At 64.6% G+C, this 16,530-nt stretch carries 15 protein-coding genes; 8 read left to right on the plus strand and 7 right to left on the minus strand.

Annotated elements, in window-relative coordinates:
* Positions 1 to 7: 7 nt before the first annotated feature.
* Positions 8 to 2,536: an ATP-dependent helicase HrpB gene (hrpB, locus tag MRBLPB4O_RS24525; RefSeq protein ID WP_341796851.1), complete on the minus strand. Its 2,529-nt coding sequence runs from the start codon at positions 2,534 to 2,536 to the stop codon at positions 8 to 10.
* A 117-nt stretch (positions 2,537 to 2,653) separates the two neighbouring features.
* Between hrpB and MRBLPB4O_RS24530 the strand changes: the two genes are divergently transcribed.
* Positions 2,654 to 3,073, plus strand: a complete 420-nt coding sequence (locus MRBLPB4O_RS24530) for a hypothetical protein (protein ID WP_016501777.1) — start codon at positions 2,654 to 2,656, stop codon at positions 3,071 to 3,073.
* Between the two features lie 26 nt (positions 3,074 to 3,099).
* The gene (locus MRBLPB4O_RS24535) at positions 3,100 to 3,969 is read left to right on the plus strand and encodes a cation diffusion facilitator family transporter (protein ID WP_341796852.1); all 870 of its coding nucleotides are present in this window, start codon (positions 3,100 to 3,102) and stop codon (positions 3,967 to 3,969) included.
* 42 nt (positions 3,970 to 4,011) lie between these two features.
* Here MRBLPB4O_RS24535 and MRBLPB4O_RS24540 read toward each other — a convergent pair whose 3' ends face one another.
* Positions 4,012 to 4,848, minus strand: coding sequence for a DUF6515 family protein (locus MRBLPB4O_RS24540; RefSeq protein WP_341796853.1), 837 nt, complete (start codon positions 4,846 to 4,848; stop codon positions 4,012 to 4,014).
* A 396-nt stretch (positions 4,849 to 5,244) separates the two neighbouring features.
* Here MRBLPB4O_RS24540 and MRBLPB4O_RS24545 point away from each other — a divergent pair, with 396 nt between their 5' ends.
* Positions 5,245 to 5,721, plus strand: coding sequence for an Lrp/AsnC family transcriptional regulator (locus MRBLPB4O_RS24545; protein WP_016501780.1), 477 nt, complete (start codon positions 5,245 to 5,247; stop codon positions 5,719 to 5,721).
* Positions 5,722 to 5,775: 54 nt separating this feature from the next.
* The gene (locus MRBLPB4O_RS24550) at positions 5,776 to 5,979 is read left to right on the plus strand and encodes a DUF2788 domain-containing protein (protein WP_003249787.1); all 204 of its coding nucleotides are present in this window, start codon (positions 5,776 to 5,778) and stop codon (positions 5,977 to 5,979) included.
* A 3-nt stretch (positions 5,980 to 5,982) separates the two neighbouring features.
* Here MRBLPB4O_RS24550 and MRBLPB4O_RS24555 read toward each other — a convergent pair whose 3' ends face one another.
* The 4 genes from MRBLPB4O_RS24555 to MRBLPB4O_RS24570 form a co-directional block, all read right to left on the minus strand.
* On the minus strand, positions 5,983 to 6,633 hold the full coding sequence (locus MRBLPB4O_RS24555) for a pseudouridine synthase (RefSeq protein ID WP_341796854.1): 651 nt from the start codon (positions 6,631 to 6,633) through the stop codon (positions 5,983 to 5,985).
* 6 nt (positions 6,634 to 6,639) lie between these two features.
* The gene (gene amn / locus MRBLPB4O_RS24560; protein ID WP_016501782.1) at positions 6,640 to 8,103 is read right to left on the minus strand and encodes an AMP nucleosidase; all 1,464 of its coding nucleotides are present in this window, start codon (positions 8,101 to 8,103) and stop codon (positions 6,640 to 6,642) included.
* A 185-nt stretch (positions 8,104 to 8,288) separates the two neighbouring features.
* Positions 8,289 to 9,941: an acyl-CoA dehydrogenase family protein gene (locus tag MRBLPB4O_RS24565; RefSeq protein ID WP_059394410.1), complete on the minus strand. Its 1,653-nt coding sequence runs from the start codon at positions 9,939 to 9,941 to the stop codon at positions 8,289 to 8,291.
* 441 nt (positions 9,942 to 10,382) lie between these two features.
* On the minus strand, positions 10,383 to 12,371 hold the full coding sequence (locus MRBLPB4O_RS24570) for a 7TM diverse intracellular signaling domain-containing protein (protein WP_341796855.1): 1,989 nt from the start codon (positions 12,369 to 12,371) through the stop codon (positions 10,383 to 10,385).
* A gap of 265 nt (positions 12,372 to 12,636) precedes the next feature.
* On the opposite strand from MRBLPB4O_RS24570, the gene MRBLPB4O_RS24575 reads away from it, so the two are divergent.
* From MRBLPB4O_RS24575 to MRBLPB4O_RS24590, 4 genes are all read left to right on the plus strand, one after another.
* Positions 12,637 to 13,434 carry a hydroxymethylpyrimidine/phosphomethylpyrimidine kinase gene (locus MRBLPB4O_RS24575; protein ID WP_341796856.1) on the plus strand — a complete coding sequence of 266 codons (798 nt, stop codon included), beginning with the start codon at positions 12,637 to 12,639 and terminating at the stop codon, positions 13,432 to 13,434.
* Between the two features lie 13 nt (positions 13,435 to 13,447).
* Entirely contained in the window at positions 13,448 to 14,071 is a 624-nt protein-coding gene (gene thiE, locus MRBLPB4O_RS24580; RefSeq protein WP_016501788.1) for a thiamine phosphate synthase, read from the plus strand.
* Positions 14,072 to 14,088: 17 nt separating this feature from the next.
* Entirely contained in the window at positions 14,089 to 15,372 is a 1,284-nt protein-coding gene (gene hemL / locus MRBLPB4O_RS24585) for a glutamate-1-semialdehyde 2,1-aminomutase (RefSeq protein ID WP_258654112.1), read from the plus strand.
* A gap of 200 nt (positions 15,373 to 15,572) precedes the next feature.
* Complete coding sequence (locus MRBLPB4O_RS24590) at positions 15,573 to 16,118, plus strand: tetratricopeptide repeat protein (protein ID WP_341796857.1); 546 nt, start codon at positions 15,573 to 15,575, stop codon at positions 16,116 to 16,118.
* 3 nt (positions 16,119 to 16,121) lie between these two features.
* Here the strand turns inward: MRBLPB4O_RS24590 and MRBLPB4O_RS24595 are convergent, their stop codons facing one another.
* Positions 16,122 to 16,448, minus strand: a complete 327-nt coding sequence (locus MRBLPB4O_RS24595) for a DUF1820 family protein (RefSeq protein WP_041167902.1) — start codon at positions 16,446 to 16,448, stop codon at positions 16,122 to 16,124.
* Between the last annotated feature and the right edge of the window lie 82 nt (positions 16,449 to 16,530).

The raw sequence follows: 16,530 nt of genomic DNA on the forward strand, positions 1-16,530 counted from the left end.
ACCGTAATCAGGTACCCCGAGGCTTGGCCCGCGCCGTAGCTTCGGCCACCAGAGGGTCGTCCGGCCAGTAATGCTTGGGGTACCGCCCTTTCAGGTCTTTCTTCACTTCGGCATAGGTCGTGCGCCAGAAGTTGGCCAGGTCCTGGGTCACCTGCACCGGTCGGCGTGCCGGCGACAGCAGGTGCAACTTGACCTGCTGCCGGCCATTGGCGATGCGCGGGGTATCGGCCAGGCCGAACAGTTCTTGCAGGCGCACGGCGAGAATCGGCGGGGTTTCGCTGTAGTCCAGGCGGATATTCGAGCCGGACGGCACGGCCAGGTGCGCGGGGGCCTGTTCTTCCAGGCGTTGCGGCAGCGGCCAGGGCAGCAGATTGCGCAGCAGCGACGGCAGGTCCAGCGCGCTGAAGTGGCTGAGCCGGGACACTTTGCCAAGGTAGGGCTGCAACCAGTCTTCCAGGCTGGCGAGCAGCGCCTCGTCACCCAGGTCGGGCCATTCGCTTTGCCCGTCCCTGTCCAGGTCCAGCTGGCGCAACAGTGCCACCCGCGCCTGCCACTGGCGCAGTTCCGGGGTCCATGTCAGCAGGTTCAGGCCTTTGCGCCGTACCAGGCCAAGCAGCGCCTTGGCCCGCGCTTCGTCAGTCAGGCCCGCCAGTGGTTCACGGCTTAGTATCAGCTCACCGACTTTGGTTTGGCGCTCGGCACGCAGCACCTGCTCACGCTCGTCCCAGTCGAGTAGATCGACACGCTCGACCTGCTCGGCCAGCACATCATCAAGCAGCGCCGGGTCAAATTCTGCCGCAAGGTAGATGCGCTCTTCGCGCTGGCCCTGGCGGCTGCCCAGGTCGGCGATCACCAACCACGGGTGCTTCATCAACGCATCGACCTCGCCGAACAAGGCAGCACGGCCGTTGGCCAGGCGATACTCGGCGCCCCCTGCACGCCGCTGCTGCGCGACCCGGTCGGGATAGGCCAGCGCCAGCAAGGCGCCAAGCCAGCGCGGATGATCGGGGTCGGCGACGGCGGCCCCGGCCTTGCCGCGCAACAGGCCACGGTACTGACGCGCAAGCTGCCGGGCGCGCTGCACGCCACCCTGGCCGCCACGGCTGGCCTTGCTCTCGCCGCTGACCAGGGCCAGCCGGCTGTGCAGGTCGGCACCGCCGCCACGCTGGATATCCCGCTCACCGAGCAACGCCGCCACATCACAGGCCATGGCGGCCAAACCCAGGCTCTGCCCCCGCAGCAACAAATGGGCGATACGGGGGTGGGCCGGCAGCTCGGCCATGGCCTGGCCGTGATCGCTGAGGTTGTCGCGGCTGCCCGGTTTGAATGCCCCCAGGCGCGCCAGCAGGTCCTGAGCCTGGGTAAACGCTGCGCTGGGCGGCTGGTCGAGCCAGCTCAACTGATGGGGGGCGACGCCCCAGCGCGCCAGTTGCAGGGCCAGGCCTGCCAGGTCGGCCTGGAGGATTTCGGCGCTGCCATGGGCAGCCAGTTGGTCATGCTGGGCTTCGGACCACAGCCGGTAGCACACGCCCGGCTCCAGGCGGCCGGCACGGCCGGCACGCTGGGTGGCGCTGGCGCGGGAGATACGCTGTGTATCCAGCCTGGTCATGCCACTGCCAGGGTCAAAACGCGGCACCCGGGCCAGGCCTGCGTCGATCACGACGCGCACGCCGTCGATGGTCAGGCTGGTTTCGGCAATGTTGGTGGCCAGCACCACCTTGCGCTGGCCCTTGGGCGCCGGGTCGATGGCTGCACGCTGGGCATTGAGGTCAAGTTCGCCATGCAGCGGGCACAGCAGAATCTCCGGCCGCTCGCCCAGTGCTTCCTGCAGGCTCTGATGCACCCGGCGGATTTCGGCCTGGCCCGGCAAGAACACCAGCACGCTGCCCGTCTGGTCGGCCAGCGCCTGCAGCACGCTGTCCACGACCCGTGGCTCGATGAACTCGCCCGGCTGGAAGGGCCGCCCCCAGCGGATGTCCACCGGGTGCATGCGGCCCTCACTGCTGACCACCGGGGCGTCGTCCAGCAGCCGTGACAGGCGCTCGCCTTCCAGGGTTGCCGACATCAGCATGATCTTCAGCGGTGGGTCGTCACGCAGCAACGCGCGGCCGTTGAGGCTCAGCGCCAGGGCCAGGTCGGCATCCAGGCTGCGTTCGTGGAATTCGTCAAAGATCAGCAGGCCCACGCCTTCCAGCGCCGGGTCGGCTTGCAGGCGGCGGGTAAGAATGCCTTCGGTCACCACCTCGATACGGGTTTTCGGCCCGACCTTGCTGTCCAGGCGGATGCGGTATCCCACCGTTTCACCCACCTGCTCGCCCAGTTCACTGGCCAGCCGTTCGGCTGCCGCACGCGCCGCCAGGCGCCGCGGTTCGAGCATGAGGATGGTCTGCCCGGCAAGCCACGGCTCGTTCAGCAGCGCCAGCGGCACGCGGGTGGTCTTGCCGGCGCCGGGTGGCGCTTCGAGCACAGCTTCGTCACGTTTTTCCAGGGCATGGCGCAAAGCAGGCAAGACGGCATCGATCGGTAATGAAATCATGGTGGTCCTCGAACAATCTGGCGAGTATAACGGCGAACCCAGCCTGCTCTATCATGGTCTTAAGCTTCAGGCGCAGGCGCTTCGCTTGCCCTGCTGAATACCTTCTCGGAGATTTACATGCGCATCCCATCCCGCGTCATCGGCGGCGCCCTCATCGCCACCTTGCTGACCCAGCTGACGGCCTGCGGTACCATTTTCTACCCGGACCGGCGCGGCCAGATCGGCGGCAAGATCGACCCCGTGGTAGCCGCAATGGACGCCATCGGCATTCTGTTCTACGTCATCCCGGGGCTGATTGCCTTCGGCATCGACTTCGCCACTGGCGCCATCTACTACCCGGGTGGCCGCACCGCCCAGGTCGACCCGGCCAAGCTGCAAGAAGCGGTCAGCCCCGACGGCAAGGTCGACAACCTGAAGTTGCAGGCCATCATCGAAAGCGAACTGGGCCAGCGCCTGCCGCTGAATGACCCACGGCTGATCCAGCACCGCGGCAGCGTCGAACAGCTGGCCAGCCTGGGCCTGGTGCCGGCAGCCTGAACCCCACGCACGGACGTTGACCACGGATGATCACCCCAGCCGAACACCAGCGCCTGCTACGCCTGGCCACCCGCGCCTCACTGGCGGTGGCCAGTATCCTGGTGCTGAGCAAGGCGCTGGCCTGGTGGCTGAGCGGCTCGATCAGCCTGCTGGCCGGGTTGACCGACTCGGCACTGGATGCTGTCGCCTCGTTTATCAACCTGCTCGCGGTGCACTACGCCTTGCGCCCGGCCGACGACGACCACCGTTTTGGCCATGGCAAGGCCGAAGCCTTGGCCGGTATGGCGCAAGCGTTGTTCATCGGCGTCAGTGCGGTGCTGATTGGCGTACAGGCGGCCGAACGCCTGCACACGCCGCAACCCTTGGGCGATACCGGCGTCGGCATTGCAGTGATGCTGCTGTCGCTGGGGCTGACCTTTGCCTTGCTGGCACTGCAACGCAAGGTCGTTCGCCTGACCGGCTCCACCGCAGTGCGGGCCGACTCCCTGCATTACCGCTCGGACCTGCTGTTGAACAGCAGCATTCTGCTGGCCCTGTTGCTGGCACGCTTTGGCTGGCCACAACTGGATGCACTGTTCGGCCTGGGCATTGCCTGCTACATCCTCTGGAGCGCGTTGCAGATTGCCCGCGAGAGTACGGCAATCCTGATGGACAAGGAGCTGCCCGGTGATGTTGGCGAGGACATGACCACACTGGTTTTGGCCATACCCGGGGTGAAAGGTGTGCATGACCTGCGTACGCGGGTGTCGGGCAACCAGTGGTTCGTGCAGCTGCACCTGGAGCTGCCGGGGCAGTTGCCGCTGCATGATGCGCATGGTTTGTGCGTGGAGGCCTCGCGGGTGATCCGCCAGCGTTATCCACTGGCGGATGTGATGGTGCACGCCGACCCTGTTTGAATCTGCAAGGGTCCTATCGCCGGGACAGACAGCACATCTGGCTTAGTTGATGCTGTAACCCCGGCCACTGAAGCAGGCACCCAGCGCCCGGCGATAGGTGTCGAGCACATTGGCCGCCGGTGCGTAGGTCGCCGTCGCCGGGTCGAACCCCGACTGGCTCACCGCCCAGCGATGGCACTGGTAGCGGTCCTGCTCCTGCTGCTGTTGCCCCTGCCCGTTCATCGGGTAAGCCACCACGTCATACCCGCCGGTTGCCGGCGCCACCGGTACGGGGGCCGGGGCGGCGACAGGTGGGTTGACCACCACATACTCCCGGCTGTCAGCCAGGTACTGGTAATAGGTGTCGGCCACCAGGAAGAACATCGCCCCACCCAGCCAGACCTCCTGCGCATAGGGCGGCAGGTAATTGACCCGCACGCCGTAAGGCGGGGTCACGACGATGTAACTGCCACCATGGGGGCGATACCAGTAGCCACCGGAGTAGAAGTAGTCCGCCCCCCGGTAAGGCACTTTCCAGTAGCGGTCGGGGAAATGATCGACAGTGTGACCCGGTCGATACTGCGGCCCAGGCCCCCAGCCATTGCCGTGGCCATCCGGGCGCCCCTGCCAGTCGCCACCGGGACGTTGCCCTGGGCCGCCAGCTTCCCATTGATGGTTATCGCCGTGGCGCCGGGGAATGTCCTGGTAATAGCCCTCCCTTGGCGGCTGGGTCTGGCGCACTTCGTCGCGCGAGTTCAATGAGCGGCCAGGCGTGCCTTCTGCCTGCCCCTGCTGGCCTCGTTCGCCATGCCCCTCACCCGGCCCTTCGGCCAAGGCCCCCAGGCTGATGCTCAAACCCAGCAAACCAACACCTGCCAACTGCCAGATGCGCGACTTCATGGTGTTCCTCACGGTAGAAAATACGGCAACTAGAGCCAGTCTACCGTGACGGCACCACAGGCCAATTAAATTTCCAGACAGAAAAAAGGGAGGCCACAGGGCCTCCCTTCTGAAATTGTCGTCCGTGCTCGGCACTTGTGGCGCCGGCTCACCTCACACCGTCTTCTGGAGGGTGTGTAGCCCGGGGGCCGAGTGCATCCTGTTGGATGGCTGGCCGCGACCGCCCGCCTAGGGCGCGTCGCTGTGGACTGATGTCCGGGCAGTGATTCTGTGGATAAAGATACCGGACAGGTTGCGGCAGAGGATTGCGAAGATTGCTCAGATAAATAGCACTTGCGCAATTTTTCACCCTGGATTGATAATTCGCCGCAATACGAACAGAAAAGGGCAAATGCCATGAGCAAACTTGACCGCTACGACCTGAGCATCCTCGCCGAATTGCAGCGCGATGCGCGCATTTCCAACCAGGAACTGGCCGAACGCATAGGCCTGTCGCCTTCGCCATGCTCGCGTCGGGTCAAGCAACTGGAGGACGACGGCTACATCTCGCGCCAGGTAGCGCTGCTCGACCGCAAGAAGCTGGGCCTGAGCCTCACCGCCTACGTGCTGATCGGCATGGACCGCCACACCCCGGAGCGCTTCGAAACCTTCGAGGCGGCCATCCGCATCCTGCCGCAGGTGCTTGAATGCAGCCTGGTCACCGGGATGGATGCCGACTACCAGCTCAAAGTGGTGGTGCCGGACATGGACCATTACCAGAAACTGCTTCTAGGCAGCCTGACCCGTATCGAAGGCGTCACCAGCGTGCGTTCAAGCTTCGTGCTCAACCAGGTGTTGGCCAGCACCGAGCTGCCATTGACCCACCTGCGTTAAATGCCCACGGTAGCCGGCGTATAATCGGCTGCTCAGCCTGCCTGGAGAACACAGATGGATCCCGCCGTATTCGAAGAGTGGATGATGATCATCCTGGTTACCGTATTGATCGGTTTCATGGGTTTCATCGTCTGGGACCTGGCGAAAAAGTCCAAGGCAGGCAAGTTCGGGACGTTGATCCTGTTCTTCGTGCTGGGGCTGGGGGTGCTGGCCTTTATCATCAAGAGCGTGGTGGTGGGGTTTCTCGAAGGCGTTTAAGGCTCAGGAATGGCGGGAGCGCTGCAACTTCGCCGGCACTTCGCGCCAGCACCCCTGCTCCAGCCCATCCAGCGCCCAGTCACCAATCCGCACCCGCACCAAACGCAAGGTCGGCAGCCCCACTGCCGCCGTCATCCGCCGTACCTGCCGGTTACGCCCCTCGCGAATCACCAGTTCCAGCCAGCTGGTCGGCACGCTCTTGCGAAAGCGTACCGGGGGGTTGCGTGGCCACAAGTCGGGTTCTTCCAGCCGCCGCGCCTCGGCCGGTAAAGTCGGCCCATCGTTCAGCTCCACGCCATCGCGCAAGCGCTGCAACTGCTCGTCGCTCGGTTCCCCCTCCACCTGTACCCAGTAAGTCTTGGCCAGCTTGTGCTTGGGGTCGGCAATACGCGCCTGCAGCCCGCCATCGTTGGTCAGCAACAGCAGGCCTTCGCTGTCGCGGTCCAGCCGCCCGGCAGGGTACACGCCCGCGATGTCGATGAAGTCCTTGAGGGTCGCGCGCCCTTCGCCGTCGCTGAACTGGGTCAGCACGTCGAACGGTTTGTTGAACAGGATCAGGCGCGGCTCGGCCGGTGGCGCCTTGGGCTGGCGACGCGGGCCGGCGGCAGGCCGCGCCTGGGGGCGGCGCGGCTTGTTACGGGGTGGCAGTGACATGGATCCTCAGCGGAACGGCGGCTCATCGAAGCTGCGCAGTTTACGCGAGTGCAGCGAGTTGAGCTCGGTGCGCAACAGGTCGAGGGCGGCAATGCCGATCTTCAGGTGCTGGCTGACCGCCCGGTTGTAGAAGGCGTTGGCCGAACCCGGCAGCTTGATCTCGCTGTGCAGCGGCTTGTCGGACACACACAGCAAGGTGCCGTACGGCACGCGCAAACGGTAACCCTGTGCGGCAATGGTCCCGCTTTCCATGTCCACGGCCACGGCACGCGACAGGTTGATCAGCGGCCGTTCCTGGGCCCATCGCAGCTCCCAGTTACGGTCGTCGTAGGTCAGCACGGTGCCGGTGCGCAGGCGTTTCTTCAGCTGTTCGCCACGTTCGCCGGTAACCTGCGCAGCCGCTTCCTGCAAGGCCAGTTGCACTTCGGCCAGGGCTGGAATGGGGATGTTCGGCGGCACCACCCGGTCGAGAATGCCGTCACGGCGCATGTAGGCGTGGGCCAGCACGTAGTCGCCGATGGTTTGCGACTGCCGCAAGCCGCCGCAGTGGCCGATCATCAGCCAGCAGTGCGGGCGCAGCACGGCCAGGTGGTCGGTGATGTTCTTGGCGTTGGACGGGCCGACACCAATGTTGACCAAGGTCACGCCGTCGCCGTCGGCGGCGATCAGGTGGTAGGCCGGCATCTGGTAGCGGTGCCAGATCACGCTGGCGACCAGGGCCTGGGTTTCACCGTGATCCATGGCTTTTTCGATCACCACGTTGCCCGGCAGCACCATGCGCACGAAGCGCGGGTCGTCGCGAAGTTGCTCCAGACCGTGGCTGATGAACTGGTCGACATAACGGTGGTAGTTGGTCAGCAGGATCCACGGCTGCACATGGCGCCAGTCGCTGCCGGTGTAGTGCACTAGGCGGCGCAGCGAAAAGTCGACGCGCGCGGCGTCGAACAGCGCCAGTGGGAAAATTTCGGCACGGTCCCAGTCGTACAGGCCATCGGCGATGTTGTCAGTGGCGGCCGACAGGTCGGTGCTAGGGAACACCCGCGCCAGCTGCGCGGCGGTAATGCCGCTGCCGGCCAGTTCGTCGCCCTGGTCGACTACGTAAGGGTATGGAATGTTCTGCTCGCTGATGCCTACCTCTACCGTGACGGTGTAGTCGTGCATCAGGGGGCGCAACTGCTCCAGCAAGTAGCCACGGAACGCAGCGGGCTGGGTGACGGTGACGCTGTAGGTGCCGGCCACCTGCACCTTGGCATAGGCCCGCGTGGTGGCGGCGACCTCACCGTGGCTGTAGTAGGTCAGGCGCAGCGCCGGGTAGCGGAACAGGTCGCGCTCATCGGCGCCCGGCTCGGTACGATCCTTCAGGTAACGCTTGAGGGCCTGGCTAAGGGCCCCGGTAGCCTGTTCATGCAGGGCCGCCAGACGGTCGACGGCCTGTTCGGGGGTATCAACGACTACAAAAGCGTGGCTCACACTGTGCTTCCTGTCTGGACATGCATGTGAACCATCTTGCCTGCGTTTCATGGCAATTACATCCCCGGCGGTCAGTACCGGCCCTATCGCCGGCAAACCAGCGCCCACAAGTCCTCCACCGGTATCGAACATTGCGCATTACCTGTGGAAGCTGGCTTGCCGGCGATAGGGCCTTCAAACACACCTCAACTCGGCCAGGCAGGTGTTGCCCTGATCACCAATGCCTGCACATCCACACCCCGTGGCAGCGCCCCATACGCCCGTCCACCACCCGTCAGGCGGCTACCGATAAACGCATCGCTGACCACCGCGTTGCCCGCCTCCAGCAACAGCTTGGCCTGAAGCGCCAGCGCGATATCCTCGGTCAGCTGCCGCGCGCGGTACTGTATGTCGCCGGTGTCGGCAAACGCCCCCTTGAGGTTGCCGATATGCGCCGCCAGCCGCGGATCCCCATGCCCGTCGCCCAATTCGGCGAACAGCGCATCGAGCACGCCCGGCTCCTTGGACAAGGCCCGCAGCACATCCAGGCACTGCACGTTGCCCGAGCCCTCCCAGGTCGAATTGACCGGTGCCTCGCGGTACAGCCGTGGCAGGATGCTGTCTTCGACATAACCCGCACCGCCCAGGCATTCGGCGGCCTCGTTGATCATGGCCGGCGCCCGTTTGCAGATCCAGTACTTGCCAACCGCCGTGACCAGCCGGGCGAAATGCGCCTGCTGCGGGTCGTCGAGTTGCTCCAGTGCCTGCCCCATACGCAGGCTCAGGGCCAGTGCCGCCTCGCTTTCCAGGGCAAGGTCGGCCAGCACGTTCTGCATCAGCGGCTGCTCATTGAGCAACCGGCCGCCGACCTTGCGGTGCGCGCAGTGATGGGCCGCCTGGGTCAACGCCTGACGCATCAGGGCGCTGGAGCCGACCATGCAGTCGAAACGGGTCATGGCGACCATCTCGATGATGGTTGGCACACCCCGCCCTTCCTCCCCAATCATCCATGCCAGCGCACCACGGAACTCCACCTCGCTGGAGGCGTTGGAGCTGTTGCCCAGCTTGTTCTTCAGGCGCTGGATGTAGAACTGGTTGCGGTTGTCGTCCGGGCGATGGCGCGGCAGCAGGAAGCAGCTCAGGCCTTTTTCGGTTTGCGCCAGCGTGAGGAAGGCATCGCACATGGGTGCCGAGCAGAACCACTTGTGCCCGACCAGCTCATATGGCTGGCCCGGGCCAGGTGCCCCTACCGGGTAGGCCCGCGTGGTATTGGCGCGCACATCGGTGCCGCCCTGCTTCTCGGTCATGGCCATGCCCAGGGTGACCCCGGCCTTGTGCCGGTCGCCGACGTTGCGCGGGTCATACTCGCAGGCAAGGATTTTCGGCAGCCAGTACTCGGCCAGCTCGGGCTGAAGGCGCAGCGCCGGCACGGCAGCGAAGGTCATGGTCAGCGGGCACCCAGTACCGGCTTCGGCCTGGCTGTGCAGGTAAGTCATCGACGCGCGTGCCACATGGGCGCCAGCGCGGGGTTCGGCCCATGGCAAAGAAGGCAGGCCGTGCTCGACGGCGGTACGCATCAGCTCGTGGTAGGCCGGGTGGAACTCGACCAGGTCGATGCGATGGCCATAGCGGTCGTGGCTGATGAACTCCGGCTTGTGCGCGTTGGCCAGGAAACCTGCCTGCATCAGCGGGCCGCCCGCCAGGGCGCCGTAGGCATCTATCCGCGACTCGGCCCAGCCCGCGCCGAAACGCCGGGACCATTCCTGCAAAGGCAGGTCGAGGCGGTACAGGTTGGCACCGTCGAGAGGCGGCGGCTGGTTGGTGACTTCGTGGGTTTCAGCGTACTGGTGCAGGTTCATCGGGGGGCTCCTGGATCCGGGTAGGCTTGAGAGACCCAGTGAAGCACTGCTTGCGGGGGAGTCAAAGGGGCATTAATGACTAAACGTGTGGTGGGGGTGGCGCATACCTTGGGAGGCATCAGGGCTGAAGCTGCTCGCCGTGGCAGGTGCAGCGTCTATGAGATCGAGCGCCGCCCGCGCGGCGCTTCGCAGCACAAGGCTGCTCCTACATTTGTTTCGGGCCAGTGGTTCCTGAGGCAGAGGCGCGCGGCCCCTTGGTGTTCACCTCGATATCGTGTCGGGCAAACCAGGCGGTCGCGCGCGTTGGCCCAGGTGTTACTGGCCCGAGACAAACGTAGGAGCAGCCTTGTGCTGCGAAGCGCCGCGCGGGCGGCGCTCGATCTCATAGGCGCTGCACCTGCCCCCGGCGAACACCTGCCAGCCCTCACGAACGCTATGCCTTCAAAGCAAGCGCCGCGTCTGCACTATATTCGGGCTCATCTGCACCTGCGAAATCGCCACGTTCAAACTCAATTCAAACCGGCTCCCCAACCCGCGCGTCGATTCATGCGCCAACCTGGCCCCCAGCAATTCCCCCATCTGCCGGCAGATCGACAAGCCAATCCCCAGGCCGCCATACCGCCGGGTCATCGAACCGTCGACCTGGAAGAACCGCTGGTACAGGGTCGACTGCTCCAGGTCATCGAAGCCGATACCGCTATCACTGATGGTAAAGGTCAAGGCCAGGTCGCCCGGCCCCAACCGGCGGCCGCGCACCTGGATCATCACCCCGCCCTGATGGGTGAACTTCAAACCGTTGTCCACCAGGCAGCCCAGGCACTGGGCCAGTTTCTTCCCGTCACCCAGCAGCCCGTCCGGCAGGTCGGCCGGTATGTCCAGGCTGAGGTACAAGCCTTTGCGCAGGGACTGCCCTGCATAACCGGCGCGCAAGCCCTGCAGCAGTGCGCGCAGGCTGAACGGCGCCGGCTGCGCGCGCAGGCGGCCTGCCTGCAGCTCGGACAGGGTAAGAATGGCGTCGACCATGTCCATCATGCCTTGCGCCGACCCCACCGCCGTGCGGTGGTACTGGGCCATCTCGGCTTCCATCGGCAGGGTGTGCATCAGCTCCAGCGAGCCGATCACGCCATTCATCGGGGTGCGCAGCTCATGGGTCACGCTGGCCAGAAACTCGTCCTTCAGGCGGTTGCTCCTGGCCAGTTGCAGGTTCAGCTGCTCCAACGTGCGCCCAGTCTCGCGCAAGGTCTGCGCCTGTTGCTCACGCAGGCTGTTGATACGGTCGGCCAGCGCCAGCGACAGCAATGCTACCTCCAGCGCAGAACCGAGCTGGCTGGCATACATGGTGATGAACACATTTGGCAGGTGGCCCAGCACCATCAGGGTGTTGACCAGCCCGCCAAGCAGGAACGCCGTCCAGGCGATGATGAACCAGCGCGCCACGCGCAAGCCACGCCACCAGGCGTACAGGCCGGCGCTGAAGATGCTCACGGTGAACAGCAACGCCAGTAGCGTGGCCATGCGCAGGGCAATGCCGTAGGGCATGCTCACCGCCATTACCATGACCAAAGCGCCGCCCAGCATCAGTAGCTGCAGCAGCCGGTCGAAACCACGGCTGATGTTACCCAGTTGCAGGAAGTGCCGGGCGAACTGGCAGCCGAACAGGCCGGCCGCACCAATGAACAGCGGCGTCGAGGCGTTCGCCCACCAGGGGCTGTCCGGCCAGAAGTAGGCCACGCCTGCACCGTTCACCGATACCTGGTAGAAACCGAACGAGGCGATATAGAGGATGTAGTAGAGGTAGCTGACGTCGCGCACGCTGAGGTAGATGAACAGGTTGTACACCAGCATCACCAGTAACACGCCGTAGATGATCCCCAGCACGTACAGGCGCGTGGGCTGCTCTTCCAGGTAGGCTTCAGGGGACCACAGCGCCAGCGGCGCTTGTACCGAACCCTGGCTGTGCAGCCGCAGGTAGGCGATGGTCACCTTGCCAGGGGGCAACTGCAACTTGAACAGGTAGTTGTTCTGCCGTATCTGCCGGCTGTCGTAGGGCAAGGCATCGCCGGTGCGCTGCGCCAGGCGGTATACGCCGCTGCCGTCAGGCAAGTACAGCTCGAGGTGGTCCAGCGGCGGATAGGCCAGCTCCAGCAGCCACTGCCGCGGGGCAGCGCCGGGCGGGGCAACGGGGCGCAGCTCGACCTTGAGCCAGAACACCGAGGTGGAATAACCGGCGTTCAGCACGTCTTCATGGTGGGGGCGGAAGAATTTGGCAAACCCGGGGGCACTGACCTGGGCGATGCTGGCACTGCCATCGAGGTCTTCGTAAACCTGCATGGCCTTGCCCAATGGAAGATGCCGGGTAGCGTCGTCGAAATCGACCGCTCCGGCCAGCACGGGCAGCAAGCCCAGAAGCACAATCAGCAAATAGCGCATACAGCCCCAGCATGGCCTGTCCGGTCGCGTCGCGGTAGCCTCCCATCCGTTTGAGACGACGTTATCCGGCAGAACCCGTTTGTCGAGTTATCCGAGCACTCTAGCATAGCTTCGCAACCTGGCAATCGGCCATATCAAAAACCAAAGAAAAGGCTCTAAATCAATACTTTCAGAAGTTCATAGAATTAGAATCTGACCGATCGATCAGTAAAACTCGTTTGTCGGACGATCCGCCCAAACAGGTTTGGTGGTAAGCTCGCCGACCATGAATACCTACAGCTCCCGCCCCGTTGTCCTCTGTCTCTCCGGCCACGACCCCAGTGGCGGCGCCGGCCTGCAGGCAGATATCGAAGCCCTGATCGCCCAAGGCTGTCACGCTGCACCCGCAGTGACCGCCCTGACCGTGCAGGATACCGTCAACGTTTCCGACTTCCGCGTGCTCGACCGCGAGTGGGTACTGGCCCAGGCCAATGCCGTACTGGCCGACTCCACGGTGGCCGCCGTCAAGCTGGGCATGCTCGGTTCGATCGAGATGGTCGACACCGTCGCCGAACTGCTGGCCGCCCACCCGCACCTGCCGCTGGTTTGCGACCCGGTGCTGCGTGCCGGCGGCGGTGGCCGCCTGGGCAAGGACGAGGTGGGCTACGCCGTGCGCGAACGCCTGCTGCCACTGGCGACCATCGCCACGCCGAACCTGCCCGAAGCGCGCATCCTCGCCGAACTGCCCGAAGGCACCGCCGACGAATGTGCCGAAAAGCTGCTGCCGTTCTGTAGACACCTGCTGATTACCGGCGGTCACGGCGACGAAGACGAAATTCACAACCGCCTGTACACCCAGAACGGTCAGCACCACACCTGGACCTGCCAGCGCCTGCCGGGCAGCTACCATGGCTCGGGCTGCACCCTGGCCAGCGCCCTGGCTGGCCGCCTGGCCCACGGCGAGCAGCTGGAAAGCGCCGTGCGCAGCGCTCTGGACTACACCTGGCGCACCCTGCGTGACGCCGAGCAGCTGGGCAGGGGCCAGTACGTGCCGCGCCGCCTGCCCCTGGACTTCTGTTCCTGATACGAGGCTTTCAATGAAGCTACGCGGTCTGTATGCAATCACCGACAGCCAGCTGCTCGCCGGCCGGTTCCTGTCCCATGTCGAGGCGGCACTGGAAGGCGGCGTGTGCCTGCTGCAGTACCGCGACAAAAGTGACGACGCGGCGCGCCGCCTGCGTGAAGCCGAAGGGCTGATGAAGCTCTGCGAGCGCTACGGCACCCAGCTGCTGATCAACGACGACGCCGAACTGGCCGCACGCCTGGGTGTCGGTGTACACCTGGGCCAGACCGACGGCCCGCTGACCCCGGCCCGCGCCCTGCTCGGCCGCCGGGCGATCATCGGTTCCACCTGCCACGCCAGCCTCGACCTGGCCGCCCAGGCCGCCAGCGAAGGCGCCAGCTACGTCGCCTTTGGCCGCTTCTTCAATTCCGTTACCAAGCCGGGCGCGCCCGCCGCCAACGTCGAACTGCTGGAGCAGGCGCGTGCCCAGGTGAAATTGCCGATTGCCGTGATCGGCGGCATCACCCTCGACAACGCCGCCCCGCTGGTCGCCCACGGCGCCGACCTGCTGGCGGTGATCCATGGCCTGTTCGGTGCCGACAGCGCGCAGGAAGTTACCCGCCGCGCCCGCGCCTTCAATGCCTTGTTCGCATCCTGATTTCGAGAGAGCCTTTCATGTCCCGTTCCGAAGACCTGTTCGCCAAAGCCCAGAAGCACATCCCCGGCGGCGTCAACTCGCCAGTGCGCGCTTTCAAAAGCGTGGGCGGCACGCCGCTGTTCTTCAAGCATGCCGAAGGCGCCTACGTCGTTGACGAAGACGACAAGCGCTATGTCGACTACGTCGGCTCCTGGGGCCCGATGATCCTCGGCCACGGCCACCCGGACGTACTGGACTCGGTACGCAAGCAGCTGGAGCACGGCCTGTCCTACGGCGCGCCGACCGCCATGGAAACCGACATGGCCGACCTGGTCTGCTCGCTGGTGCCGTCCATGGAAATGGTGCGCATGGTCAGCTCGGGCACCGAAGCCACCATGAGCGCCATCCGCCTGGCCCGTGGCTACACCGGCCGTGACGCCATCATCAAGTTCGAAGGCTGCTACCACGGCCACTCCGACAGCCTGCTGGTAAAAGCCGGTTCCGGCCTGCTGACCCAAGGCGTGCCAAGCTCGGCCGGCGTGCCGGCAGACTTCGCCAAGCACACCCTGACCCTGCCGTTCAACGACATCGCCGCGGTCGAGAAAACCCTGGCAGACGTCGGCCAGACCGTGGCCTGCATCATCGTCGAGCCCGTGGCCGGCAACATGAACTGCGTCCCGCCGGCGCCGGGCTTCCTTGAAGGCCTGCGCGAGCAGTGCGACAAACACGGCGTGGTGCTGATCTTCGACGAAGTGATGACCGGCTTCCGCGTCTCGCTGGGCGGCGCCCAGGGCCACTACGGCATCAAGCCGGACCTGTCCACCTTCGGCAAGATCGTCGGTGGCGGCATGCCGGTCGGCTGCTTCGGCGGCAAGCGCGAAATCATGGGCTGCATCGCCCCGCTCGGCCCGGTTTACCAGGCCGGCACCCTGTCGGGCAACCCGCTGGCCATGGCCGCTGGCCTGACCACCCTGAAGCTGATCAGCCGCCCGGGCTTCCACGATGAGCTGACCGACTACACCAGCCGCATGCTCGATGGCCTGCAGCAACGTGCCGATGCCGCTGGCATACCGTTCGTCACCACCCAGGCCGGTGCCATGTTCGGCCTGTATTTCAGCGGCGCCGACGATATCGTCACCTTCGAAGACGTGATGAGCAGCGATGCCGAACGCTTCAAGCGCTTCTTCCACCTGATGCTGGAAGGCGGCGTGTACCTGGCACCCAGCGCGTTCGAGGCGGGCTTCACCTCCATCGCCCATGGCGACAAGGAGCTGCAAATCACCCTGGATGCGGCTGAGAAGGCCTTTGCTGCATTGAAGTAACTGCCAGCCTGCATCGGCCTCTGTGGGAGCGGGCTTGCCCCGCGAAGAGGCCGGTACAGGCAATAATTACGCATGCACAATCAGCTGACTTCCCCAACCAAGCAGAAATTCGAGTAAAACTTTGTAAGGTTGGCGCTGCTTATCCCATAATGTGCCACCAGAGACATTGGCCGCAGCTTTGCAGAGGTAAGTCGATCCCCATGAACCGCACCGGCCGCGCCCTGACCCTGGGCTGCCTGTTGCTTCTTCAGCCCCTGCTGGCCTTGGCGGAGGGCGGTAACTCGTTGCTGATTCCGGCGACGGGCCGCTGCACCTTGAATGTTCAGCCTGAAGACCTGGCAAACGCCCTCAAGGCCTGCGAGCAGACGGCTACCGCGGGGGATGCCCAGGCGCAATTCGAACTGGGCGAGTACTACTACACGCAAACGCCGAAAAACCTCGACAAAGCCCTGGACTGGTTCCAGAAGGCTTCGCTGCAAGGCCAGGCCGACGCCCAGTACCGTCTGGGTGCGATGTTCTTCCATGGCGAAGGGGTCAAGGCCAACAACGTGCAAGCCTACATCCTGCTGAAGATGGCCGCGGTCAACGGCACCGAAGATGCACTGGACATGGCCGACGAAGTCACCGAGCAAATGCCCCGCGACGAACTGGAGCATGCCACCCAGGTGCTCGGCCAGATCTTCCGCAAATACCTGCTGGAACTGCAGAACGCCGAAGGGCGCACGCCGTTCTCGCCACTCCCCTGACGGTTACTTTTCCGGCATTGGCATCGGGAACGGCATCACGTTGCCGCCGCCCTTGGCTTCGCTGATCTTTGCCGTGCCCAGTCGCTCCACTTCGTCAATCCGCACGATCGAGTGCATCGGCACGAAACTGCGGATCACGCCCTCGAACTGGTTCTTCAGCTTCTCCTCGCTCGGATCCACCACCAGTTGCGAGCGCTCGCCGAACACGAACTCCTCGATTTCCAGGAAGCCCCACAGGTCGCTCTGGTAGATCTGCTTGGCATACATCTCGAAGACCTGCCCCTGGTTGAGGAAGATCACTTTATAGATGGCAGGTTCGCGTTTGCTCATGATGGGAGGGATAACACATGCGTAAGAAAAGGCAGGCATGATACCTGCTCCGGCCTCTTCGCGGGTGAACCCGCTCGCACAG

The organism is Pseudomonas sp. LPB4.O (genome assembly GCF_038383825.1).
GTDB classification, from domain to species: domain Bacteria; phylum Pseudomonadota; class Gammaproteobacteria; order Pseudomonadales; family Pseudomonadaceae; genus Aquipseudomonas; species Aquipseudomonas putida.